Raw genomic sequence first — 23,326 nt, 5'->3', positions numbered from 1 at the left:
GAAACCTCTCATTTTGCACGGATTCTTGCATGAAAATCGCCCTTCATGCAAGTCGGCTACAACTTAGGTTCTCAGGTGTTTGGCATATCCGCTATTTACTCTCCTGTATACGCCAACGTCGTTTCCCTTTCGACCAATTTAGGGAGCAAGATCAGCCGTTGTTTCACATGCTTTTGCCCTTTGATCTCCTGAATCAACAGATCCATCACCCCATACCCCATCTCCCGGATCGGCTGGGCGATTGTCGTCAATGGGGGATCGCTGATTTTGGCCCAGATCGTATCGTCAAAGCCGAGGACAGATAGGTTTTTCGGTACCGTCAAACCTCTTTGCCGTGCTGCTTGGATCACCCCGATGGCCAACGAGTCATTGCAGGCAAAAATGGCGGAAGGTGGAGCTGACGAATCGAGCAGCTTGCCGGCCAGTTCTTTTCCGCTCTCGACAGCTGAATCTTTTACAAATTCCATCTGAGTATCAAATTCTAAATTGGCTTCCTCCAACGCTTGCTTGTAGCCGCGAATCCGCTCTCGGTTGCTCCAAACGTCACGGGCGATGATCGCGATTCGTTTATGGCCGAGCCCAATCAGGTGAGAGGCTCCCTGATACCCGCCGAGGAAATTATCGATCGATACAGTGTCAACCTCAAGCGATGGGATTTCTCTCGCCACTACCGCGATCGGGAAGTTTTGGCGGATGAGTTCCTTCGCGCTTTTGTGATTCTCAAATCCAGACGCGAGAATGATCCCGTCAACGCTTTTTTGCTTCAGCAGCGACGTGTACTTCGCCTCTTTTTCCGGGTCGTAGTCCGTGCTGCAAATGACGATGTTATAGCCTAGGCTGTGCCCGCGATCCTCGATGCTTCTGGCAATCTCCGAGAAAAATGGGTTGGCCAAATCAGGAATGAGCAAACCGATCGTATATGTTGATTTTCCCGTCAGTGCGGACGCCACTACGCTCGGCTGGTACTCCATCTCCTCCATGAGCGCCCATATTTTTTTTCTCGTCTTCTCCGAGATCCGCCCAGTATTGTTGATGACTTTTGAGACGGTTGCTATAGAAACTCCTGCTTTTTTTGCTACATCATAAATAGTCGGTTTCATACAGTTCCCTCGATTTTCTATGGATAGTTCCGTTCATGTCCACAGTCTGGATGATAAGGCGCGCGCCTATTATTAAATTGATTAACCGCTTACCCTGCACCCATTATACGAGTGGAAAATGAATTATTCAATGAACAATGTCTGTGGACGATGCGACTGACAAATGCAAGCAGAAATAGGAATCACGAAAACCATGCGCATACAATCGAACAGTCGCGAACAGTCGCATGGTTCTCTTCTTTTATCATATCTAGGCAGCCTTCTTGGATCATACAAGCGTAAATATTCTTAATTGCCGTAAATGGTCATCCCTCCATCTACGAACAACGTCTGGCCGGTAATGTAATTGGACATGTTGGAGGCGAGAAAAACAGTCGGACCCACGAGATCTTCCAGTTCCCCAATTCTCCTCATCGGTGTCCGCGCGATAATCTCTTCCAGGACGACGGGATCAGCCAACACCTTCTCGGTTAACGGCGTCTTGAAAAAGTACGGGCCAATCGCGTTTACATGGATGCCATACTGCGCCCACTCGACCGCGTGAATCTTGGTCATTTGAATCAAGGCTGCTTTGGTGGCGCCATAGGCAACTCCTGACAATGCAGCCAAGTGTCCGTCGACGGAAGAGATATTGATGATTTTCCCCCTCCCCCGCTCCTTCATCTGGTGTGCGACCACTTGGGACATGATGTACGCTGACTTCAGATTCGTGTCGATGATCTTTTCCCATTCCTCATCGGTCACTTCCAAGGCGTTGCGGCGGATATTCGTCCCGGCGTTGTTGACGAGAATATCGATTTTACCCGCCCGATCTATAATGGAATGCACGGCTTGTTCAATCTCGATTCGTTTTGTCATGTCGACTTGGATCGGGTAAGCGGTTCGACCCAGCTTTTCGATTTCGAAAGCCACGGATTCGAGATCATCCTGCGTTCTCGCAAGCAGGGCCACATCTGCCCCCGCTTCGGCAAGTCCAATGGCCAACGCTCGCCCGATTCCTTTTCCCGCTCCAGTGACGATCGCTACTTGGTTGTCCAGACGGACGGATGGTAAGTACATGTTGGTGCCTCCTTGGGATGGTTCACTTCGTTTGCTTTTTGTCAGATTATTGGAAGAATGGTCATGGAAACGGTTATACCATATTTAGGGATGAGGCGTAAATGGGTTTTTTGAGAGAGTGGTGAAAAGGGAGGTAAACAAGATCTTCTTTTATCTCGGGATAAAGCAGACTGAGGGAAGTAATGTGATTGATCGATAAACTAATGTGACCAATATGTAAGGGTTCGCATTTCAAATACTTAGTGCACAACCAATAATGTTTTCCTAATTGTAATGTTGAATAAAAATAAATCCCGATAATATACATTATCGGGCTGCTAAATAAAACTGTTTTTAAGTAGAGTAATTGGTCAGGCTGGGCCAGATAACAATGATTATGGGTAGCTTTGTATGCTTCTGCTCTCGAGGATGTACACCCCCTCAATTGCATCCTCCCTGATGTTCAATCCCTGTTGCTCCCTATAGTAACCAGACAATGAAACGTACTTCTGGAATGTTTCGCCAGTTTAGTATCTGAATCAAATGAAGAACCCCTAAACCGGTCAAACTTAAAAACCCATGTCATAGACATGGGTTCAATTGATCTGTCTTGGTGAAGGATAGGGTTTTCGCAACGAAGTTGGCTGATGCCAGTGGCGCGCGATGATCCCATTGCGCACTTTTGGAGATGCCGGCACCACCTGATGTTTGGCAAATGTACTGAACATCTGTACACTTCTGCTGCTTCATTCTTTGTACGATTTCGGCTGTTCGATCTGAAGCTTGCCTGAGCAGTTGATGATAATCCACAAAACCTTTATGCTCCAAAAGCTCTCTGTACATCGTTTTCTGAACTTTGTACACAAAGGCGACCTTGTCTTATCTCTTTTGGCATGTCTCTACAATCAGCTCTTGTACTGTGCTGGTAAACCAACGTTTCTTTAGCATCTTCTCTTGCAGCGAACTCCTCACACTCTTCTTATCGTATGCTACTCGGTCACTTTGTCTTCATGTTCAAGCTCTGCAAACGCTTGGGCAAACTCCGCTCTCAACTGATGCTTTTGGATTTTTCCTGTTGATGTCATGGGAAACTCTTTTACCGTTAGCACTCTTTTCGGTACCTTGAATCCGCCCAACCTATCCTTGCACAATTGAATGATTTCTTCCTCGGAAATTTCCCCTCCGTCATTTGAAATGACAAAAGCAGTGAGCGCTTCACTCCAGCGAGCATGAGGCAAGCCGACAACCGCGACATTTTGTACGCGAGGGTGTTGGAAAATCACCTTCTCTACTTCAATAGACGCGACATTCACTCCGCCTGTCTTCACCATATCCTTTTTGCGATCCCCAAACCAGAGGATGTTGTCCTCGTCAAAGTAGCCTTCATCTCCACTATGAAACCAACCGTGCGCAAAAGCTTCGGCCGTTTTCTGTGGATCGTTCAAATATCCTTCCATCGTTTGCGGGCTCCGATAGACAATTTCACCGACTGATCCTATCGGGAGCAGCTCACCTTGTGCATTCATAATCCCTACCTCTACATTTACAGCCGGTGTTCCCACGGCTCCCGGCTTGATTAACTGATGTTCCGGTCGAAACACAGTGGCCACAGGCGCCATTTCTGTCTGTCCGAAAAGCAAGGCAAAATCGCATTTGAACGTTTCATGCGCACGCTGCAGGTCTTCATTTGGCATAGGTGCCATGGCATAAACGCAGAGACGTAGCGTAGACAAGTCGTACTGGGAACGATGCGGATGATCAAGTAAGGCTCGGTACATCATCGGCAGTCCAAAAATTTGCGTTGCAGCTTCTCGTTGAACCAGCGTCATCAGTTCAACTGGTTCAAATTTTTTCATAATAACAGTCGTTCCCCCGGCGATGAAGACTGGTGTTGTAATCGCATTCAATTGTGCTACATGAAACTGTGGAAGCATGGCAACAGAAACATCTTTCTCTGTAAATTTCATATCGAACGCGGTTCCCAATGTATTCATATATACAGCGATATGACTGCTCATCACTCCTTTTGGATGAGACGTCGTGCCGCTAGTATACAAGCATTGCATAAGATCCCTGTCATCAACCTCGCAGCAAACCTCCGTATCCTCTTGATCTCTCCAAACTGCCTCCCAGTCGTGGTAGCGCAGTATTCCTGTCAGATCCGAAGGTGCCGCTCCTCCGATCAGCACGATATCTCTGAGCGCATTCTCATGTCCTGCAGGTATGAGCTTTTCCAGGAAGGCATTCTCGACAACCACAGCTTTAGCCCGAGAATCGCTGATGATATAGGCAACCTCGTGTGGCAAAAGTGACAGGTTGATCGGCACAACGGTAACTCCCGCTTTGGCACAAGCAAAATAAGTAAGCACAAATTCAATCGAGTTGCTTAGTAGAATAGCCAGCCGATCGCCCTTCTCCAGTCCCAATGAAAGCAGTCCACGAGCGACTTTGTTTACCATTTGATTACATTCCCGATAGGTGATTCGGCGATCTCCTTCCACCAGCGCGGTTTTTTGAGGAAATCTAGCGGCGCTTCGTTTCACGATATCGCCTACATTAACACGGTGAATCAAGTTGTAATCATTCGACATACTGACCCCTCTTTTCCATTTGGACTTAGGCTTCACTCCCCCAGCCAGGCACCGCTCTGACCATTCATCACCGGAATCTGCTGCAAATGCAATCGCCAACAATTGTCACCTATCTGGAGAAAGCACCTTCTGTTTAAAAATTCAGATATTTTTCTTCAGTTTGCTTCCTCTTCACTTGTTAGGTCTTCACGATATTGTTGTTTAAGGACACTCTTGTTTATTTTTCCACTCCCCGTTTTTGGGAGCTCCTGAACTATCTCAATTCTCCTCGGCCTTTTGTAACCCGCCAGTCCGCGATGCTGCAAACAGAAGGAATCAATGTCCTGAACCGTGGCTGTGGCATCTCGGATCACTACAATAGCCGTTACCTGCTCAATCCAGCGCGGGTGTGGCGTGCCGATGACTGCTACCTCGGCAACGGCAGGGTGCTCAGCCAAAATGCTTTCCACCTCCTTCGGATAAACATTTTCTCCGCCGGTCACGATCAAATCGTCAAAGCGATCCGTGTAAAACAAGTACCCGTTTTCATCCCAGCGGACGATGTCACCGGTTTTCAGCCATCCATCCACAAAGCGTTCCTGGTTAAGCTCGTCTCTCTTCCAGTATCCCGGAGTAACCACATCGCCTTTCAGATACATTACCCCTGCTTCTTCCTCACCTGGCGCGATCAACCGCTTCCCATCTGCTGAGACGATCTTTGTCTCCACCACCTGTGCCATCGGTTTTCCCATGGATCCAGAAATTCGCCGCTCTTCCAGCTGGTATGTGACTATCAGGCCCGAGAGCTCCGTCTGCCCGTATATTTCAAACAAGCTGACCCCGATTGCCGCTTCAAAATAGTCGCAAAACACGCTTGGCGTCGGAGAACCGCCAAAGAAACAGAAGCGGTAGCCCGCAAAGCTATTTGGGTTTTCCCGACTTGATTTCAAATAGTTGACGACATCGACAAGCATCGTCGAAATGAGTCCCGACCAAGTAGGCTTCCATTCTCGGCTGATCGATACCCAGTCCATAGGCGACCAGCGCGGTATCAGGGTTATCGTTCCTCCCGAAAACAAGGAAGGCAAAGTCGTGCATTGCAGCCCCCCGACATGAAACATCGGAAAGGTACCTAGCAGGTGGTCGCGCGAGGTTAGTTTCCAGGCGTCAATTACCATTTCAATCGAGGCAGAATTGGTGCGGTGAGTCTGCCTTACCCCTTTTGGCTTGCCAGTCGTACCACTCGTGTACATAAGCATGGCATCGTCGTAGTCGCGGCAAGGTGTGATCGATACCTCATTCGTTTCCGAAAGATAAATGTCCGTCAATAATGTATGGGTGCTTCTTTGACTATCCCCTTGCAGTAATAGGCGCAGATCTGGCCGGGATCCGAGAATATCATGTAGACGGAACGAATCTTCTTCTGACAGTACAAGCCAGGAAATTTCCGAATCTGTAAAGACAAAGGAAAGCTCATCCTGGCGAAAGCGATAATTGATTGGTACCGCCACGCCGCCAAGCATCCATGTGGCGTATAGTACTATCAAGTATTCGGGACAATTGGGCAAGTATAAGCCCAGCTTATCCCCTTGTGCAAAACCGTTTGTACTCAAATGAGCAGCGAGTGAACGTGCCTTGCGATCAAGCTGGGCATAAGTAAGCTCGCTGTCACCCATACGCACAGCGATGCGGTCCGAATATTCTCGTACTGACCTTTTAATGTAGGAAGCAAGATTCATTTTTCATTCCCTCGCTTTCGAAACCTGCAAGATTTCTACTTTAACACCCCGTTCTATCAACTCCCGGTCGATGAGACTTGCGAACAGTCCCAACAACTGTCTTGGCTTTTGCATGCCTCCCAATCCCCCGCCGCCAAATGCAGGGCCATTTAGCGCCAACGGAGGAATTAGCCTTCCCAGCTTTGCAGCATCCTCCATCTTTTCCGTGCGGATCGCAATACGTAGGTAAATCTCGCTGTAATGGTCAGAGTCCATCTCCTTTACCAATGGCCCGTGCAAAGAGTTGAAGCCAAGGAAGCTGGCGTGTATCTCCTCTGCGGGAATCCCTTGTTGTTCAATCTGCCGCCGGATTACTTGCTCTGCTTTTCGAGCTTTTTCCAGTGCAAACGGCCAGGTGTAGCCCATCATCCCTTCCCCTGCCCAGCCATTCTCATAACCCATTAATACTTTAAGCGTCTGTGGCGCGGGCTTGCCCTTTACGTTGGAAACACGAACCAAATTGGGTCCGATATCTTCAATCCTAGCCGAGGTAAAATCGACGATAACATCAGGCGTAATATAGTGGGTCGGGTCATGAACTTCATATAAAAATTGTTCTTTCACGGTATCGACGCAAACAAGGCCACCTGTCCCCTCTGCTTTGGTCAACACAAACGTCCCATCTTCATTGACCTCAGCAATGGGATAGCCAATGTTCTCCATTTGCTCGATGTCCCACCATTCGCCACTAAAGTTACCGCCGCTAGCCTGGCCGGAACACTCCAGCAGGTGACCGAGCAGAACGGCAGATGCGATCCGATCCCAATCCGTACTCGACCAGCCAAATTCATAGATCAGCGGAGCGGCAAATTGCGCTGAATCGGTTGTCCTGCCGGTGATAACGATGTCCGCTCCTTGTCTTAAGGCTTCGACAATTGGTTGCGAGCCTAGATAGACGGAGGCAAACAGCAACCGTTCCCGATACGTGTCCAGCGATTCGGAGCCGTCCATGCTATGGAAAGAAACACCCTCCTTTTCGAATTCATCTATTTGTTCAAAGATGTTATCGCCGCTAACTACACCAATTTTCAAATGGTGGAATCCAAGTTGATCGGCTATTTTACGCACTTCCTCCGCAGCGCCGTGCGGATTGATTCCGCCAGCGTTGGTAATCAGCTTGATCCCGCGAGGATAACATTCAGGCAGCAGCGTAGTCATTGTCTTCGTTATATCTTTCGTGTAGCCTTTGGTCGGATCCTTCTTCCGGTCCTTCTCCAAAATGGCCATGGTCAACTCGGCCAAATCATCAAAGCAAATGTATTGCACGTTGCCCTTTTTGGCAACGTCGAGCGCGGGCAGGATTGAATCCCCATAAAACCCCATTCCAGCGCCGATGCGTACAGATTTATTCATGTCCCTCGCTCCCGCTCAGTTAGTTTTGTACATTCCGTGATTAGCGACCAAGCCATTTCGGCTCTCTCTTTTCCAAAAACGCGGAGGCCCCTTCCTTCAAATCGTCGCTTAAAAAGGAAATCACCCGCAGAGTATTGGCATAATCAAGTTTTTTGTTCCACTCCATGTCTCTGGTTTTCACATAACAATCAAGTCCGATTTTCAATGCCAGCGGACTCGCCTGTGCCAGCTCTTTTGCGAAGCGCACCGACTCTGGCACCACGCTGTCTGGTTCTACAACTTGATTGACCAACCCGATACGCAGTGCTTTTTCCGCAGAAAAGACTTCTCCTGTAAAGCTGATTTCCAACGTTTTCTTTGTTCCTATTGCATCCATGACAGCGGGGAGTATTATTAGCGGAAAAAGCCCCAGCTTAATTTCTGTTGTGCCAAATTTTGCTTGTGAAGAGGCGATTGTATAATGGCAAACCGCAACCATCCCCAATCCACCCCCTAGCGCGTGTCCGTTGATGGCTCCAATCAATGGCTTACGAAGAGAAGAAAGTGTTTTGAACAGCTCTGTGGTCGCTTCCCCCTCTTCATGAACCTCACTTGCCCGCTTCTGTTGGTAAGAGGCAAATTCCTTGATATCACCACCGGCACAAAATGTTTTTCCTTCGCCAGTGAGTAAAATCACATGTACATCATCATCTGCAGCTGCTTTGTTTACGTGTTCAATCAGCGACCAGCACATTTCATAGGATAGCGGATTTCTGCGATCCGGCTGATTCAACGAGAGTATCGCTACATGATCTTCCAGCCGGTAGCATATGGTTTGTTCTTTCGACATAAGCTCCCCCTTTGCACAAGTGTTAGCTCCCTACCACGCATGCTCTCCAAAGTTTCTTGGCGGCCTTTTCCGCTCTAAATCTCGCATATACTCTTCCGGAATGTCGATTTCCATCCTGAGCAATGCAGCGCCAAGTGATTTGCCCAAATTGTCAATGCGAATAGATAAGGGACCTCCTCCACCCAAGGCGTCGTGCAGAACAAATTTGAGTGCCAGCACATTGGGTACTTCGAATCGTTCGACCTCCCCTTTACAGATGCCACAGAAATGCTCCTTAACCCTCTCTGCCGTCACTTCTTGCTTGAAGATTTCGTATATATGTTCACTTTTGGCAAACAGCGAGATGTCGGAAAGATTGCCTTTATCTCCTGATCTGGCTTGAGCGATAAGGCTAAGTGTTACCTTCATTTCGGTATACCTCCCTCTGATTACGAACCCGCCTTCTAATAGGGAACAAATGTAAGCCCACGGCCGAGCGAATTTCCGCCATCGATAATAATGAACTCACCAGTGATATACTCAGCGGCAGGACTTGAGAGATAGGTAACGAGCCAGCCCAGCTCTTCCAGTTTTCCAGTACGCCCTAGCGGCACGTCTTGGGTCACCTGCTCAATAAAATGAGCTCCTGCCGCACTCGCCATCTCCTCCTGCATGCCTTCTGTCACAAACAGTCCCGGGCCGATCCCGTTAATTCGTATGTTGTGCTTCGCCCATTCGAGGGCCAATGTTCGCATCATTCCATAGATCCCGTTTCGAGCAGCTACTGAATGGGCAATTCCGGGGGCACCCCGATGGAGGAAGCTGACCAAAATATTCGTGATCGCTCCACCTGTGCCTTGCTTGATAAACTGTTTGGCTACGGCTTGCGTAACGTAAAAGGTACCGTTCAAGTTGTTGTGAATAACAGCATTCCAGCCATTTGGGGATATCTCTTCTGATTTTTTCGGAAATTGGCCTCCAGCATTGTTGACGAGGATATCTATTCTCCCAAATGACTCAACCGTATAATCCACCAGACGTTGCACTTGCTGTGGTTCTCTAATATCTGTGGAGATCGCGCGCGTCTCGATACCGAGCGCGAGGAATTCCTGCATCGTCGCTTCCACAACTTCTTTTCTTCGACCAGTGATGACTAGCTTAGCACCGCTTCTCCCCAGTTCCTGAGCGATTTGTTTCCCAATCCCCGTACCGCCACCCGTAACAATCGCAACCTTCTCGCGCAATAAATGTTCTGAAAAGATCTTCATATACTTCCCTCTCTGATTAGACCGGATGAACCGGACATTTTTTCTCTCCAAAGGTGATGTCTTTGGAGCTATAGTAGTCAAACCGGTCGATTACTTCTGCTCGCAGCTGGTCAAAAGGAATAATCTCATCGATGATCATTTCAGAACTAAGCGCGTAAATATTGATATCTTCTGCGTACTCTTCTCTTTTTTGTTGGATATATGCAGCTCTGTCTTCCTCCGGCAATTCCTGAATCTTGTTGTAGTAGACTGCATTGATCGCCGCTTCCGGGCCCATGATCGCAATAGACGCTGAGGGCAGAGCGATTACGGTTTCCGGATCGTAGGCCGGACCGCACATCGCATATAGACCGGCGCCATAGCATTTGCGGACAATTACCGTAATTTTCGGAACAGTTGCTTCAGAAACTGCAGTCAACATTTTGGCCCCATGCCGGATGATGCCTTTTCGCTCAACTGCCGATCCGACCATATAACCCGGCACGTCCGCCAGAAATAGCAAGGGGATATTAAAAGCGTTGCAAAGGGTGACGAAACGGGCACCTTTGTCAGCCGAATCCACAAACAAGGTTCCCCCTTTTACTTTCGGCTGATTTGCAACAATTCCGACTGCTTTTCCATTCATGCGGGCAAAACCGACGATCAACTCTTGGGCAAACAGCTTTTTTATTTCCAACCAGCTACCCTCGTCGACGATGCGATCAATCAGGTGAACCATGTCAAACGGCCGATTCATATCCTCGGGAATGATTTCCTGCAGAGACGGACCATTCTTAGGTTGGCGGTTTTCTATGTCTGCCGGCTTTTCCTTATAATTTTGCGGCATAAAAGCAAGATACTGCTTTGTCAGTGCAATCGCTTCCTGTTCATCACTTGCCAGCATATCGCCCAAACCACTTGTCGAGCAGTGCATTCTCGCTCCGCCCATCTCCTCCATGGTGACTTTTTCACCGATCACCATTTCCACCATCCGAGTGGAACCTAGATAGGCACTCGCATTCTTATCGACCATAATCACCAGATCAGAAAAAGCGGGAATATAAGCAGCTCCTGCAGGCGACGGTCCAAAGTTAATACAAATTTGCGGAACCATACCAGACATTTTGACCATGTTGAAAAAGATTTTCCCGCCGTGGTTGCGCCCCGGAAAAATTCTAATTTGATCCGTAATCCGCCCACCTGCTGAGTCGATCATATAGATCAACGGGATTTTCAGCTTCATCGCCAGCTCTTGAATGCGCAGCATTTTAGCTACTGTTTTCTCTCCCCAGGACCCAGCCTTCACTGTAGGATCTGCAGCTAGAAACGCGACTTTCCTGCCACTGATCTTCCCCATCCCTGTTACCATCGCATCCGCTGCCAGTTCAGGATTTTCACATTCGGCAAAAATCCATTCCTCCCTGAGCGATCCCTCATCGAACAACAGATCCAGTCGTTCCCGCACAAGCAGTTTGTTTTGGGCGTGAACTTTGGCCCGATACTTCTCGCCACCGCCTTCTTTGATCCTCTGCCGAACAGCCAGCATCTGCGTTTCTTTCTCTTGATTGGTCATTGTTTGCATCCCCCTTTTTGACTATTCGCCGAGTAAAATCAGCACTTCATCTTCCTGGACAAATTCACCTTCGTTTTTACGGACCTCTTGGACGGTCCCACCACTCTGTGCCGTAATCGGAATTTCCATTTTCATCGATTCAAGAATGGCTACCTCTTGCCCGGCCTTTACTCGATCTCCTGGTTGAACCAGTATTTTCCAAACGCTTCCGCCCATCACTGCACGAATTACCATATCGTTTCAACTCCTCTACTCGTCATTATTGTTTTAACGTGCTCTCACTTCGCATCTTTTGAACCATCTGCGTCGAACATGGTACGTTGATAAAGTCTTCATAACGAAGAGCTTGCCGTCTCGCTTATTTTTGCTGCCCGCCTATTGCAAGTTCAGATAATCCGCCAGGCTATCTCGCCACGATTGGCGATCATAATCTTGTGAAATTTCATCAACGACACCACCTGTACCTAAGAGTTACGTTTACTGCATCAGACACCTACTTTAATGAGCAAATTCTGTGCCAACAGCCAAAGCATGAAAGCAAGGGAACAAGTACAGGTTTGCAACATTAAAATTCTATATTTTCTGAAAATATTGTACACTATTTATCCGTTTGTGCTACGATAAATCGAACACTTGTGCATTTTTAATACACCTGGTAGAAAAATGCTCGAAGGGAGGAAGTCACGCTTTTTGTGACGCAATATACTGATGTTACGAATACGTGATTACTGTACCAAAGATATCGTGAAACTTCGTTCTTCCCACAGGATTGCCGATGTTTTGAACGCCTTCCTGCACAGTCGTCTTGATATTGCTTGTATACTGGATGATTCGGATCGATTAATGGGCATTATCAGCAAAAATGCTTTATACCGTGCGCTATTGCATGGTGCCACTCTCGACACACCCATTGAACCCTATATACGGCAGCATGTCGTCACGGCCGATGCGGATGACAATTTGGACCACGTGCGGGATATTATGCTGCAGAATCAGGTAGCTCACGGAGTCATCCTCGACGAAAAGGGGTATGTACTCGGAGTCATGAGCAAATCGGATATTATCCGCGGATTCCTTCATGAAAAAGAGGTATTAATCAATTGGTTAAGCGACTTGATCGAGCACCTTCAAGACGTAGTTGTTTCCATCAATTCCGAGAGTCAGATCGCTACATTTAACCGTGCGGCGGAGAACATATTCGGTCTTACGAAACAGCAAGTTACTGGTCAATCGGTCGACGATTGGTTGCCGCAACTATCAGATGGACTAGAAACAGTGCTGCAACAACAGTGTTCCGTGGACCCTCGTCGAATCAGCATCGGCAATCATACAGTCATCGCATCCTTTATCCCGCTTTCTCATAATAAAAGCGTAAATGGAGCTATGGCTGTACTACAGGATATAACGACTCTAGAAGCAGTCGCCAAAGAATTGGAGTCTACCAAAAATTTGCAGCATACGGTACAACATGCGCTCGCTTTGTCCTATGATGCGATTATCATGACAGATGTAAAAGGATTTATTACCAACATAAACGATGCATTCCTAGAGCTATTCGAGCTGAAAAATGAAGCATTAATCAACCGTCATTGGTTAGAGGTTATTCCTGAATTGGACATGGAAGCGGTTCTCGCAGGCCAGACTATTGAAGGCGGAATTCGAACGATTCGCGAAAAGCCTTGCTTTGTGATTCAGGAACCGATTAATCGCAACGGTATTCACCTCGGTACGATCACAAAAATAATCTTCCGTCAGTTGGATGAGTGGCGGGACGTTTTTCGCCGCTTAGAGCAGTTGGAAAGCGAGATCCATTACTACCGCGAGGAACTGCAGCGAGCCAACCGGCAGTCGAGTGCATTTGACCAAATTATTAGCCAGAACAACAATTTGGAACGGCTCAAAGAACAGGCCTTATTGGCCGCAAAGAGCACTTCTACAATCTTGATCACCGGTGAAAGCGGTACGGGGAAGGAATTATTCGCTGAAGCCATACACCGCGAATCAAAACGGGTCGGAAACTTTATTCAAGTGAATTGTGCAGCAATCCCTGGCGAGCTGTTGGAATCCGAGTTTTTTGGTTATGCGGAGGGAGCTTTTACAGGAGCGCGAAAAGGAGGCAAACTGGGGAAATTCGAAATCGCTGATCATGGTACTCTCTTCCTGGATGAAATCGGGGATATGCCGCTTTCCTTGCAGGCAAAGCTGTTGCGCGTCCTGCAAGAACAAACATTTGAACGAATCGGTGATGTCAAGACACGCAAAGTCGATGTTCGCATTATTGCCGCAACGAACAAAAACTTGAGACAAATGGTGAAAGAAGGAACGTTCCGAGAGGATTTATACTATCGGATTGACGTGGTTAATCTTTCTTTGCCTCCACTGCGCGAGCGCATGGACGATCTGTCTTTGCTAAGTGAATTCTTGGTCAAAAAGCTGAATAAAAAGCTAAACAAAGAAATCATCGGGATCACAACGCAAGCCTTGATGGCCATGCAGGAATACTTGTGGCCTGGAAATGTGCGGGAGTTGGAGAACGTCCTGGAGCGTACGATGAATATGGACGTCAAGCAATGGATCGAACCGCAACATTTGCCGGAACAAATACGCCAAAGAGAGCGATCGGACGCTGCCACCCTCCCTGTCTATATACACGAACGGGAAGATCGTCCAAAAGAGTCAGAGTCTCATTCGTTAGAAGAAATGGAAAAGCATATGATCATGAGCGTGCTGGAGCAAACGCAAAATAACAGGACTGAAGCAGCCCGATTGCTTGGCATCAGCAGGTCCAATTTATACCAAAAAATCCGCAAATACGGTATAAAACAAGAAGTTCGATTTCATATGAAATAAAGGAGAAAACAAAAACGAGCCACTAGAACTTCTAAGGCTCGTTTTTTATTTGTGCGATTGAGATGCTTCCCTTTAAAAAGTTTTTACCCCCAACAGCTCTCGGGCGATAATCAACCGCCTGACCTCAGACGTCCCCGCACCAATCTCGTATAATTTGGCATCTCGCAAATAGCGATTCACAGGATAGTCAAGCATATACCCGTAGCCACCGTGAATTTGTACCGCCTCCAAGGCTACTTTTGTTGCTGTTTCTGCAGTAAAGAGAATAGCAGCAGCAGCCTTCAGCGTGATTTTATTATTTTTCGCTGCTTCGTTTGCTGCATCGTAGGTAAGGAGGCGTGCCGCTTCAAGGGAAGTGTACATATCGGCGATTTTCGCCTGAATTAATTGGAAATTGGAAATCGTTTTTCCGAACTGGCTTCGCTCCTGTGAGTATTTTAAGGCTTCGCGAAATGCACCTTCCCCGATTCCCAAAGCCAAAGCGGAAACGATCACTCTTTCAATATCCAGACCAGACATCATTACTTTGACGCCTCTATTTTCTTCACCTAATACATTCTCTACAGGTACTCTGCAATCATCAAAAATCAACTCTCCTGTAACCGATCCTCGATTCCCCATTTTTTCTAATCTCTTCGATACAGAAAAACCTTGAAAATCCTTTTCGACGATAAAAGCAGTGATGCCATGTGCTCCCTTTTCCTTGTCTGTCTTGGCATAGACGATCAAGACATCGGCGATCGGCCCGTTCGTAATAAACGTCTTGCTGCCATTTAAGATATAGCTGTCTCCTTCACGCCTTGCAGTTGTACTCATTCCGACGGCGTCTGATCCTGAGCCTGGCTCGGTCAATCCAAGCGCGCCGATCAACCGCCCTGCGCACAAGCCAGGCAAGTATTTCGTTCTCTGTTCCTCATTCGCATTGTGATAGAGGTTATGTATACACAAGTTAGAATGAGCTGCATACGAAACCGCGATAGCTGCACTGTATTTGGCAATCTCCTCCGTGACAATCGATTGCTCTACAGGTCCGAGTCCAGTTCCTCCGTATTTTTCTGGTACGGTGATGCCAAGCACGCCGAGTTCACCCAGTTTGTTCCAAAGGCCTTCTGGCCATTCGTCCGCTCGATCCATCTCTTCCGCAATCGGTGCGATTTCTTTTTGAACAAACTGGCTGATCGTCTTTCTCAACATATTTAACTCTTCACTAAATTCCATTCCTAACACCCTCTTGTCTTGGATTTGTATGATCCCGAGCCATCATCATTGGAGTTCGGTTTGCTTCCATAAACATGGATGGATTTCTTTATCTACTGATACTAAGCAAATCGCATACCAAGCCAAAATGCGTATCCATCTGATCCCTTAATGAAGTCACTGTCTTGGAAGTGTCTATTAAGTGCGCTATTGTCGTGAACAGGTGTAAACTTTATAGACAGATGAAAAGCAAAGCACAGTAACACAAAGAGCCATACGAGCCGTACATCAATGAGGAGAACCAATTGTTACTGCCGAGCGAGGTTTTTCTTGCTTTTTGACGGTCGTCTGAATCCGGATAATCGATGGATCAAGCGTGCCCAGATAGTGCCGCTGGCGCTGGTGTCCGTTAGCTTGGTGCAAGGATACGCCTTTCTGGAACAGCGGCAATGGGACACCTTCAATGAAGGCATTACCTTGATCGAATCAGTAGAGACGTACAAGATACGCTTCGGCGCATACCCTAAAAGAAGTGCTAACCGATCAAATCTACCGACTCGGGAGAACCTCACATACTGCAAGGAACGAGGGATTTGGTTAAATGGGTCCGCCCTCCCCCTACAATTCTTGTGATGAATTTGGAACGATGCCTGCAGCTACTTTTTATGGATCCCCGATGCTGCGGCTTGACTTTCGCAGGCAGCCTGTTCAACCGTGACGCCCTGCCATCGAGCTGAAAGTATACGGCACCCTGAACCTTCATAGTTTCAGGGTGCCGCAATAAAATTAGGATAAGCTTAACTATTTACCGTAAGCTATTTAGTCAAATTCGATCTTCGGACTACCGACCATTACTGAAACTAGTTGAACGTCACCCATTTCAAAATCGTATTGTTATAATATGATTAAGCAGATTGATTCGAAGAAAACTGCTTTACATTTTTTATATCAGGAGACATTGTTTATGAAACTATCGGCAATCGATACTTTAAATCGAAAACTTACTGATACGGATAACTGATCATCGAGCGCTTTGGTCAACTTCTTGTTAATGGAGTGAAAAAATGCGGAAAATTCCAATAAGATTTATGCTGAAACAAATCGACTGATTTTACGACATTTTTGCCTAGAAGACGTTAGTACTTTCTATATGTATCGCTCTAATCCGGCTGTTGCTAAGTTTCAATCTTGGGAGAACTACAAATATGAAGATGCTAAAGCATTTGTCAACGCACAGATTTCCCAAACGCCCAATCAACCTGGCACATGGTTTCAGTTCGCAATTACTTTAGCTAATTCGAATGAATTAATTGGAGATTGCGCTCTTCATACACTACTAAATGAACCTCGAATCGTGGAAATGGGTTTACCCTTGCCCAAGAGCATCAAGGATACGGTTATGCAAATGAGGCAACTTGAGCGCTCTTTAAGTACATTTTCACTACACTGAAAAAACACAAAGTGATTGCTTTTTCTGATGTTCGAAATGAAAAGTCCATCCGCGTACTGGAGCGTCTGGGAATGAGACGTGAGGGACATTTATTGCAAAATTACATGTCAAAAGGACAGTGGGTTGATGAATATCAGTATTCTATCCTCCAATCTGAGTGGATTGAACGGTAGTTAACAACTAAGTGCAATTCTTCTACAGAGACCTAACGAGTCTCGTTCGGTTAAGAAGGCACATATTAGATGTGCCTTCTTTTGACGTTTTAGTACTCAAAAACACTGATTTATCGGTTTTAACGCTATTAGGTCTTAATGCTCCGCGCGGATATGGACTGAAACTACTATGCTCTAACGCTTATGATTTTATCGATTTCAATCCATTTCACCACCTCGCACATGCTGCAAATGCTTCCCAGCTCGCCTTTTACTGGCTTTCACCAAGAAACGGTGATTGCATAATCCTCTCTTGCTGAATACGGATTATATAATGAAACGCTTCTAGTTCATCTTGTTCAATCACGGGCATAGTTACGAGCTTTTCGTCTTCTTTCATCTGAAGGTAAAGCTCCCTCTGCTCTGACGATACAAACCTCGTCGAAAAAGGATTTTCTATCTTGCTTGCCATTTACCTTGCCCTTTTCTCTCCCACGCTTCGAGAATGGTCATGGTGTCCTACGTCAACCAACGGAGTAGTTCGCAATCACCCTTAATACTTTCCGCTAAATATCAGACAGCACGACGAATCACCACTGGTTCAACTGCGAGTATGTTGTCGCTAATAAAACCATCAAAACGAAGAGAGTTGAGCTGTGTAGCTGATAAACGTCTCCAGCGTTAGAAAGCTCAACATGATCACGATCGTGCCGAGAAGCTTCGTTCGCGGATCCAGCCCGTGCAAGATGGAGTCCGTCTCCGTGAACTGCCAATATTAAGCTATTCGTCATGAAGCAGACCTATTGCGCTTCCTACTACCACTGTGGTGTCTGTCAGCATTCAACATCCGAACTCCCAATATCTAAGTTCAAATATGTTTTACCCATTATTCCGGACTCGATAAGTCCCTCTCAGAGGTTAATTTCGCCCGTTTTATGCGAAAGGAAATCGCAAAGCTCAGGATGACGAAAAGCAGTTGAAGAGACAAAGCCAAAAGGATCCCCGTCAACAGCCCCCAATTCAGCGTCTGGCTAACGGCAATGAAAGCGCCGCCGATCCCAATGCTTAAACCTGGACTGAATGCGTCTGTAAACTGAAGGCTAGCGGATATCTCTCCTTCTTCACCTGTATTTGCATGCTGCAATGCTATCGCTCCTGTGGTTGGGTGCGCCAAGCCGATGCCAAATCCGGTGAAAATTTGCGAAATCACCGCGAATACGATTCCGCCCTCGGGCATGCCTACAGCCAGCATAACCGCCGCAACCCCGATGATCATAAAACAAATACCAGCCATGACCCGCTTGTTACGGCCCGTCCCATGGTCTTTGCCATCAAGCTTTGACTGGAGCCAAGCTGCCGTTGACCAGCTTAATGCGCCTGAGGCGACAATCAATCCCGCCAGATCTGCGGGCAGTTTTTTCACTTCTGTCAAAGCAAGGACAACATAACTTTCAGTGGCATTATAACAAGCGACAAACAAACCTCTTGAAGCAATGGTCGCAGGCAAACCTCTCCTTACATTAAAAGTGCCCTTAGGCAGCAACTTTCGCAAAGGCTGAATCATGACAAGTATTCCTGCCACTGAAAGCGCCATCCCCTTCCAATCGGTAATAGAACCGAGTCCGGTCAGTAGCAGTCCCGTTCCAATCGCCAGCAACACAGCATATCCTTCTTTACGACTGCCTTTGATGGTTCCTTTCTCTCTTATCGAAAATTTGCGAAAAGCGGGAAAAGTCAATACTACAGCCAAGCCGATGAAAGGAAGCACCAGCCAAAAAACAAATCTCCAGGACAGAAACTCAGCTAAAAGCCCGGCGATATAAGGGCCAATTAACGCAGGAAAAATATACGCGCCTGAAAACATGGCAAGTATTTTCGTTCTCAAATTATCGGGATAACCTAAAGTAATGCTGTAATATACGCACGTAATAATGGCTCCTGCGCCAAACCCCTGAAACACTCTCCCTAGGATCAGCATAACCATGTTCATGGAGGTGCCAGCAATAACGATGCCAATAACGAAAAAAAGAATCGATGCCACAAACGATGTAAAAACGCCGTTTTTGTTGATCCGCTGACCTATAATCATGGTTCCGACGATTTGTGCCAATAGAAAGGCGCTGAATATCCAGCCGTACAAATGAAGACCTTGCAATTTTTGCGCCAGACTCGGAGCAATCGTGGTAATCGCCAGTCCTTCAAACGCAACGGTGGTAACGGCAAGAATGATCCCGATGGTCAGTGCTCTATACTGGGCGTCAAAAATCCCGACATCTTTATTGGATATTTCCAACACGCATTCTCCTTTTTATTGTTGTCATGTCATTAATTGACGCAGCAAGTACTTAATCTGTTGATGTATTTTCAATCAAAAATCGAAAATGGTAGTCTTGATCATAATGGTCGTAGCAACTATATATCCTTATTACTCACATCTTCATTATGAATCTCCATTCCATTAATTCTTTTTTAATATACCTAAATATTTCAATTCCCTTACCTTCACTACACCGAATGCAGTGTGAACCCATCAATTCGAGATGCAAATCAGGAACAATAAGATCTTTAAGTTTGGTTATATTTCTTTTTCTAAACTCTTTAAATTCAAGCAATGTTAGTTCCATCGTTCTTACAGACCTTTCATTTAAATGAGAAAAAAGATCAAAATGAGGGAAATAGTTTACTTCGCCTTCATTACATTGCAACCACCCATCGGATAAACCGGATAGAAAATACTCCACTGTTTGCGGTGTACGCTCCAGGACCTCAACAGCTTCTCTACTATTAAAATTCATATAACCGCTCCTTTACTAAATCATTTATGTTGCTATAAATCCTTTACATTATTATACATTACAGTAAGAATCCTTCTGAATGTTTCAACCTCCTCTTCAGACAAACCCTTGATCGTGTTCTTGTACGCATCGAGGGATGGAGAAAGGATTTCATCTTTAATGTCACGACCTTTAGGAGTTAAATATACGCGTAAAGACCTTCGATCCGTTTCGTGGATCACACGATAAATAAACCCCTTTTTCTCCAGTTTGAAAAGCATTCGTGCAACGTTTGTCTGATCCTTGTGCAGTCTTTCAGCAAGCTCTTTTTGGGTAATCCCTTCTTTTTCCCACAGGATGACCAGTATTTCCCACTGATCTACTGTAATATCAAACGGGTTAACCACTTTTTGATAGTAGTTATTCAACTTAAGCGCCGCCCGCTGCACATTAACACCGATATATTTTTCTAATTTCACGATAGTCATCCTTCTTAATAGACATGATTATAGTTGCTGCGACCATTATAATACCCAATCTTTCCCAATGTCAACGCCCCAGTTTCTCAAAAACACCGAAGCCATATTGGTATTATCCCTCTCACAGTAGACAACGTAAAAGACATCAGTAAAATGAGGTTCTCCCGTAAATTTTCCATTGATCTTAGCTCCTTTCTTTAATTAATCCGTTTTTGTAACGTTCATTAAAATGATGAGTAGGGCGGTTGCTCTTTCCGATCGACAAGGAATGCTAAATGGCGATTGTAATATATTCCTTCGCTCTATGTACCGCTTCCTGTAAGCCACGACCCAGGGCGCGAGGTTGAATTGATCCCCATCGAACAATATATCCAGCGCGTTTCCCCCGGCATGACCGCCTTTCACAAGAACATTTTCACAGCCCATTTTATGTATTTTGAGGCATAGGGTGACAATACGAAAAAAAGAACGCTCCGGTGTGGAACGTCTTTACACTTAACAAAAGCAATGTGTAATATCTACCCCTACTACTGCATCTTAGCAAAGGGTGGAGTCAGCACACGATGCTGCAATAACTACTTATAAAATTTGGCTTAAGAAACGCCGCGTCCGCTCATGTTGCGGGTTTTCAAACAACTGCTTTGGCGCCCCTTCCTCAATGATTTGGCCGTCGTGCATTACGATGACACGATCCGCTACTTCACGGGCAAAACCCATCTCATGAGTCACAACGATCATCGTCATGCCCTCTTTGGCCAGTTCTTTCATTACTCCCAGTACTTCGCCGACAAGCTCGGGATCGAGAGCCGAGGTAGGCTCGTCAAACAGCATAAGGCTTGGCCGCATCGCCAATGCCCGGGCAATCGCCACCCTCTGTTTTTGTCCGCCGGAGAGCTGGTGGGGAAAGACATTTGCCTTATCGCTCAGCCCAACCTTGCTGAGCAGCTCGTTCGCATAGGCTAGGGCCTGTTCGCGTTTGATTTTCTTCACGTGGACAGGTGCTTCGATGATGTTTTCAATCACACTCATATGCGGAAACAGATTGAAATGTTGAAACACCATGCCGACGTTTTCACGAATATGGTTTAAATTGTCCTTCTGCGGATCGACCTGCTTACCATCGATATAGATCGCGCCGCTGTTAATCATCTCTAGAAAATTCAAACAGCGTAACAGCGTGCTTTTCCCTGAACCGCTCGCTCCAATCAGAACGACGACCTCGCTTTTCTCAACGGTGAGATTACATTCTTTCAGTACATGCAGATTGCCGAACGATTTGTTTAGCTGCTTGCCTTCAACCATCGTCTGTTTCATGTTCATCCCCCTGCCTTTTCGACATCCATACGTTTTTCCAGTTTGTTTAACACAAAGGTAAAGAACAGCACAAGAACGAGATAATATAACCCGGCGATTGCGTACGATTCAAACTGCAGGAACGTGCGAGCGGCTGTCGATTGTGAAGCCAGGTATAGCTCCTGAAAGCCAAGCAAACCGACCAGTGAAGAATCCTTCAGCCCTATAATAAACTGGTTGCCGAGCGGTGGAATCGCCCGCTTAAACGCCTGCGGCAAAATAATCCGCCGCATCGCCAACGAGTACGGCATTCCCAGCGAGCGAGCGGCTTCCATTTGACCTCGGTCAATCGATTGTATCGTTCCTCGGAAAATCTCGGCGATATACGCTCCGTTATGAATAGCAAGAGCCAATGCGCCTGCCCAAAAATCGGTCAACAAAATGAGTTTTGCAATCCCGAAATAGAGCACCATAATCTGCAGAATAAGAGGCGTACCGCGGATAACGGTAATGTAGGTTTTTGCGATTCCACTCAGTACTTTCGAGTCAGATATCCGCAAGAAAGCAAAAATTAACCCGATACAGATAGCAATCACGAGGGAAACAGCAGTAAGCTGAACAGTGAGACCTGCTGCCTTTAAGAAACCAAACCACGTTTCACCCAGTAGATGAAGGAAATCTTCCATTCTGCACGCTCCTTAAAAAAACATGCGCAACGCGGATGCTGCGCATGTTTTTTATCAATGATTAGTTCGACGTAGACAGCATGTCTTTGTTAAACCACTTCTTGCTGATTTCCAGATATGTCCCATCACTTTTCATCTCATCCAGAGCCTTATTTATCGCATCCAACAGCGCTTGATTTCCTTTTTGAACAGGAATTCCGCACTTGTCGACGAACAGTGGTTCACCGATTGCAAGCGCCGGCAGTTTGCCCTTTTGAATGGCATCCATTCCTACGCCAAGATCAGTAATGACAACGTCGATACGCCCTTCATTTTTCAGTTCCTGCAGTGCAAACAGGTCGGTCTCATATTCTTTTACCTTGCCTTCCGGTCCAACCAATTCCAGTGCAAAATCCTTGTAAGTAGAAGCAGTGACGACTCCTACCGTTTTTCCTTTCAAATCATCCTTGCTTTTGATCCCGGAGGAGTTCTTCTCGTTGACAAACATGACGGCTTGCTGCAGAAGATACGGCTCAGAAAAATCAACTTGTTTTTGCCGCTCTTCCGTAATCGACATGCCGCCGATAATCGCATCGTACTTGTTCGCTTTCAGTCCTTGTAAAATCGAGCCCCACGGTGTCTGGACGGCGACGCCCTCCAATCCCAACCGCTTGCTGATCTCCATCGCCACATCGACATCAAAGCCGATCAGTTTGTTATCCCCATCCGTATAGTTGTACGGCTTGGCCATGCCGCTTAAGGCAAACAGAAACTTTCCTTCCTGTATGGTTTTCAGCTTGGAAGCGTTGACTCCATTGGCTTCAGCCGGTTTGCTTGCTTGTGTTTCACCGGTGGAGCTTCCCCCCTGATTGCCGCCGCAGCCCACAAGCAGCAATGAAAATGAAAGCATAAGACTAAATAACAGACCCAGACCTTTACGCATCCTCATTTCCCCCTCATCATTTTCTCTCGTACTTTTCGCATTTCTTCTTTATGTTC

At 46.5% G+C, this 23,326-nt stretch carries 21 protein-coding genes and 1 pseudogene; 2 read left to right on the top strand and 20 right to left on the bottom strand.

Going from position 1 to position 23,326, the window contains the following annotated elements:
• Window positions 1-95 precede the first annotated feature (95 nt).
• The 11 genes from AN963_RS08580 to AN963_RS08530 all read right to left on the bottom strand — a co-directional run bounded on the left by AN963_RS08580 (window position 96) and on the right by AN963_RS08530 (window position 11,701).
• Window positions 96-1,100 carry a LacI family DNA-binding transcriptional regulator gene (locus AN963_RS08580; RefSeq protein WP_055744073.1) on the bottom strand — a complete coding sequence of 335 codons (1,005 nt, stop codon included), beginning with the start codon at window positions 1,098-1,100 and terminating at the stop codon, window positions 96-98.
• A gap of 288 nt (window positions 1,101-1,388) precedes the next feature.
• Entirely contained in the window at window positions 1,389-2,159 is a 771-nt protein-coding gene (locus tag AN963_RS08575) for an SDR family NAD(P)-dependent oxidoreductase (protein ID WP_055744072.1), read from the bottom strand.
• Window positions 2,160-2,720: 561 nt separating this feature from the next.
• Window positions 2,721-2,948, bottom strand: coding sequence for a hypothetical protein (locus AN963_RS08570; protein ID WP_152985616.1), 228 nt, complete (start codon window positions 2,946-2,948; stop codon window positions 2,721-2,723).
• Between the two features lie 179 nt (window positions 2,949-3,127).
• Window positions 3,128-4,828, bottom strand: a complete 1,701-nt coding sequence (locus AN963_RS08565; RefSeq protein ID WP_201783717.1) for a long-chain-fatty-acid--CoA ligase — start codon at window positions 4,826-4,828, stop codon at window positions 3,128-3,130.
• A 56-nt stretch (window positions 4,829-4,884) separates the two neighbouring features.
• Entirely contained in the window at window positions 4,885-6,447 is a 1,563-nt protein-coding gene (locus AN963_RS08560) for a class I adenylate-forming enzyme family protein (protein ID WP_055744070.1), read from the bottom strand.
• Window positions 6,448-6,450: 3 nt separating this feature from the next.
• Window positions 6,451-7,839: an acyclic terpene utilization AtuA family protein gene (locus tag AN963_RS08555; RefSeq protein WP_055744069.1), complete on the bottom strand. Its 1,389-nt coding sequence runs from the start codon at window positions 7,837-7,839 to the stop codon at window positions 6,451-6,453.
• 40 nt (window positions 7,840-7,879) lie between these two features.
• Complete coding sequence (locus AN963_RS08550; protein ID WP_055744068.1) at window positions 7,880-8,668, bottom strand: enoyl-CoA hydratase/isomerase family protein; 789 nt, start codon at window positions 8,666-8,668, stop codon at window positions 7,880-7,882.
• Between the two features lie 30 nt (window positions 8,669-8,698).
• A complete protein-coding gene (locus AN963_RS08545) occupies window positions 8,699-9,076 on the bottom strand; it encodes an AtuA-related protein (protein ID WP_055744067.1) in 378 nt (125 codons plus the stop codon).
• A gap of 35 nt (window positions 9,077-9,111) precedes the next feature.
• Window positions 9,112-9,915: an SDR family oxidoreductase gene (locus tag AN963_RS08540; protein WP_055744066.1), complete on the bottom strand. Its 804-nt coding sequence runs from the start codon at window positions 9,913-9,915 to the stop codon at window positions 9,112-9,114.
• A 16-nt stretch (window positions 9,916-9,931) separates the two neighbouring features.
• Window positions 9,932-11,467 carry an acyl-CoA carboxylase subunit beta gene (locus AN963_RS08535; protein ID WP_055744065.1) on the bottom strand — a complete coding sequence of 512 codons (1,536 nt, stop codon included), beginning with the start codon at window positions 11,465-11,467 and terminating at the stop codon, window positions 9,932-9,934.
• A 21-nt stretch (window positions 11,468-11,488) separates the two neighbouring features.
• Window positions 11,489-11,701 (bottom strand): acetyl-CoA carboxylase biotin carboxyl carrier protein subunit, encoded by a 213-nt coding sequence (locus AN963_RS08530; RefSeq protein ID WP_055744064.1) that lies wholly within the window; start codon window positions 11,699-11,701, stop codon window positions 11,489-11,491.
• Between the two features lie 474 nt (window positions 11,702-12,175).
• Between AN963_RS08530 and AN963_RS08525 the strand changes: the two genes are divergently transcribed.
• Window positions 12,176-14,317 carry a sigma-54-dependent Fis family transcriptional regulator gene (locus tag AN963_RS08525; protein ID WP_055744063.1) on the top strand — a complete coding sequence of 714 codons (2,142 nt, stop codon included), beginning with the start codon at window positions 12,176-12,178 and terminating at the stop codon, window positions 14,315-14,317.
• A 72-nt stretch (window positions 14,318-14,389) separates the two neighbouring features.
• Here AN963_RS08525 and AN963_RS08520 read toward each other — a convergent pair whose 3' ends face one another.
• Both AN963_RS08520 and AN963_RS31120 read right to left on the bottom strand, forming a co-directional pair.
• Window positions 14,390-15,535 carry an acyl-CoA dehydrogenase family protein gene (locus tag AN963_RS08520; protein WP_055744062.1) on the bottom strand — a complete coding sequence of 382 codons (1,146 nt, stop codon included), beginning with the start codon at window positions 15,533-15,535 and terminating at the stop codon, window positions 14,390-14,392.
• A gap of 267 nt (window positions 15,536-15,802) precedes the next feature.
• Entirely contained in the window at window positions 15,803-15,964 is a 162-nt protein-coding gene (locus AN963_RS31120) for a hypothetical protein (RefSeq protein WP_161827257.1), read from the bottom strand.
• A gap of 634 nt (window positions 15,965-16,598) precedes the next feature.
• On the opposite strand from AN963_RS31120, the pseudogene AN963_RS32340 reads away from it, so the two are divergent.
• Window positions 16,599-17,137 (top strand): annotated as a pseudogene (locus AN963_RS32340) (GNAT family N-acetyltransferase).
• A 250-nt stretch (window positions 17,138-17,387) separates the two neighbouring features.
• Here the strand turns inward: AN963_RS32340 and AN963_RS32240 are convergent.
• The 7 genes from AN963_RS32240 to AN963_RS08475 all read right to left on the bottom strand — a co-directional run bounded on the left by AN963_RS32240 (window position 17,388) and on the right by AN963_RS08475 (window position 23,270).
• Window positions 17,388-17,516, bottom strand: a complete 129-nt coding sequence (locus tag AN963_RS32240; RefSeq protein ID WP_269084382.1) for a hypothetical protein — start codon at window positions 17,514-17,516, stop codon at window positions 17,388-17,390.
• Window positions 17,517-18,002: 486 nt separating this feature from the next.
• Window positions 18,003-19,409, bottom strand: coding sequence for an MFS transporter (locus AN963_RS08500; protein WP_055744060.1), 1,407 nt, complete (start codon window positions 19,407-19,409; stop codon window positions 18,003-18,005).
• 136 nt (window positions 19,410-19,545) lie between these two features.
• Entirely contained in the window at window positions 19,546-19,911 is a 366-nt protein-coding gene (locus AN963_RS08495) for a hypothetical protein (protein WP_055744059.1), read from the bottom strand.
• A gap of 32 nt (window positions 19,912-19,943) precedes the next feature.
• Window positions 19,944-20,369: a MarR family winged helix-turn-helix transcriptional regulator gene (locus AN963_RS08490; protein ID WP_055744058.1), complete on the bottom strand. Its 426-nt coding sequence runs from the start codon at window positions 20,367-20,369 to the stop codon at window positions 19,944-19,946.
• A 579-nt stretch (window positions 20,370-20,948) separates the two neighbouring features.
• A complete protein-coding gene (locus AN963_RS08485; RefSeq protein WP_055744508.1) occupies window positions 20,949-21,671 on the bottom strand; it encodes an amino acid ABC transporter ATP-binding protein in 723 nt (240 codons plus the stop codon).
• A 14-nt stretch (window positions 21,672-21,685) separates the two neighbouring features.
• A complete protein-coding gene (locus tag AN963_RS08480; RefSeq protein ID WP_055744057.1) occupies window positions 21,686-22,348 on the bottom strand; it encodes an amino acid ABC transporter permease in 663 nt (220 codons plus the stop codon).
• A gap of 61 nt (window positions 22,349-22,409) precedes the next feature.
• Complete coding sequence (locus tag AN963_RS08475; protein ID WP_055744056.1) at window positions 22,410-23,270, bottom strand: transporter substrate-binding domain-containing protein; 861 nt, start codon at window positions 23,268-23,270, stop codon at window positions 22,410-22,412.
• Window positions 23,271-23,326 lie beyond the last annotated feature (56 nt).

The sequence above is a fragment of the Brevibacillus choshinensis genome, assembly GCF_001420695.1.
In the GTDB taxonomy this organism is placed as follows: domain Bacteria; phylum Bacillota; class Bacilli; order Brevibacillales; family Brevibacillaceae; genus Brevibacillus; species Brevibacillus choshinensis.
This window is presented reverse-complemented; position numbering and strand designations above follow the sequence as displayed.